Origin of the sequence: Chrysosporum bergii ANA360D (assembly GCF_029891735.1) — a bacterium.
Classification (GTDB): domain Bacteria; phylum Cyanobacteriota; class Cyanobacteriia; order Cyanobacteriales; family Nostocaceae; genus Umezakia; species Umezakia bergii.
The window spans coordinates 1-1,722 of record NZ_JANQDH010000055.1 but is presented as its reverse complement, the minus strand read 5'-3'; the positions used below and the strand labels follow the sequence as shown (position 1 = coordinate 1,722).

2 protein-coding genes are annotated in these 1,722 nt (G+C 47.8%); both read right to left on the bottom strand.

Annotated features, from left to right (window positions below; all coding sequences use genetic code 11):
* Positions 1 to 1,240, bottom strand: a 1,240-nt coding sequence (locus tag NWP17_RS08885) for an amidohydrolase family protein (RefSeq protein ID WP_280654553.1), incomplete at its 3' end; no start/stop codon positions are given.
* Positions 1,241 to 1,339: 99 nt separating this feature from the next.
* Positions 1,340 to 1,722 (bottom strand): transposase family protein (locus NWP17_RS08880; protein WP_280654552.1); only part of this gene is annotated, 383 nt, incomplete at its 5' end.

Below are 1,722 nucleotides of genomic sequence, written 5' to 3'. Positions count from 1 at the left end.
CTGAAGCAGCGTACACGAAATTAGGTACAAGGTTACGAATGGGGTTAAGCAGAGTGGGTGAGAGGTTAGGGGTGCTGAGGTCTATTAAGATCAGGTCGGCTTCTTTGCCAACTTCAAGAGAGCCAATCTTGTGATCTAAACCAATCGCCCGCGCTCCTTCGATGGTAGCCATACGCAGGCCTTCCCAAGCCGGCATAATGGTTGGATCGTGATATTTTATTTTGTTGAATAAGGCGGTCAGCTTCATCTCATGGAAAATATTATTGTAGCTGCTGCCTAGCGCAACGGGTCCGCCTGCTTGCCGAAACACATGAGCGGGCGGCACGATACCGTCAATAGTGCCAATCATTCCCGAACAGAGTACCATGCCAGCGCCACTTTTGGCTACTTGTATCACCTCTTCATCGGTGGCATCGGTGAGGTGAACTGCCAGCAACTGTTCGTCCAAGTAGCCAATCTCAGCTAGAAATGCGATCGGACGCTTACCATATCGTTTAACGATTTGCTCTGTTTCCCGATCTCCCTGCGCTACATGAAAATGCAGCATTAAGCCTTCCCGTTGAGCAATCTCTTTGGCTGCGCGTAGCATCTCAAGCGGCATCATATCTGGCGAATACATTCCTAACATGGTAGTGATACGCCCCTCTGCTGCCCCATTCCACCCACAGGCAAAATCCACAGCCTCTGCCATCGCCCGCCGTCCCGCCTTGATATCGAAGGGATAAAGCTCCCCGTCTTGAAGCGGTGGCATCTCCAGTGGGAGTGCATCGAACATAGGAGCTAAACTAGCCCGTACACCAATTTCATCGAAAAATTCGCCCCACAGGGGGCTAATAATTTTATTGTCACAGAATGTTGTTGTGCCTGCTTTCAACTCTTCTACCACCCTTAAGCGTGTTGCAGCCATACTCGCCACGGGTGTCATGTGAGCAAAATAAGGCATGGTCGCGTCCATTAGCCAATTAGTTACATCTTGCGCCGCCCCACGCATCAGCACCAAACTTGTGTCTACGTGAGCATTAATCAGCCCAGGCAAGACGGCACAATTCGCGGACTCAATAACCTTTCTGCCCTCAAAATGACTCAGCAACGCCTCCGTCGAATCAACTGCTACAATACGGCTACCCTCAACCGCAAGTGCCCCATCTGCAATATATCCCACACCATTTCCCTGCATGGTAAAAAGATGAGCGTGTATCACTAATGTATCTACCTGTTTTTTTGTTGTTATAAGATTCATGTTCGCCTCAGAATAACGTAAACTTGAGATGAAAGACTGAAACTAAGTAATGCCAAGTCTGGTTGTCAAAAGTCTTTTATTTATATTGTCAAAACTCTCTTATAAAAACTGACCCATCCCGCCGCCATGCCTCCTTGCTTCGATACCTTTCGGTTTCTTGTGTGGTAAATGGACATTGACAAATTCTTTCTCCAACCCATGAAAACCCAAATCTCCCTCTATTGCTACTTCATCAGGAATGTATTGCACTATCTCTGATTCATGGAGTAGCCGTTTGTCATGCACTTTACCTGCTCTGGTTTCCGTCCGAATAATCACTCGTTTCTCCCTTGTGCTGACTGTAATCTGCTTGCATGTATGCCGCTTTTTCTTGCCAGAGTAATACTCTTTTTGGCGTTCTCGGTTTTGAGGACGCTGGACTGGACGCTCCGTACCATCCACAATCACCTCCTTCACATCTGGAAACCTTTTGGTGAATTCCT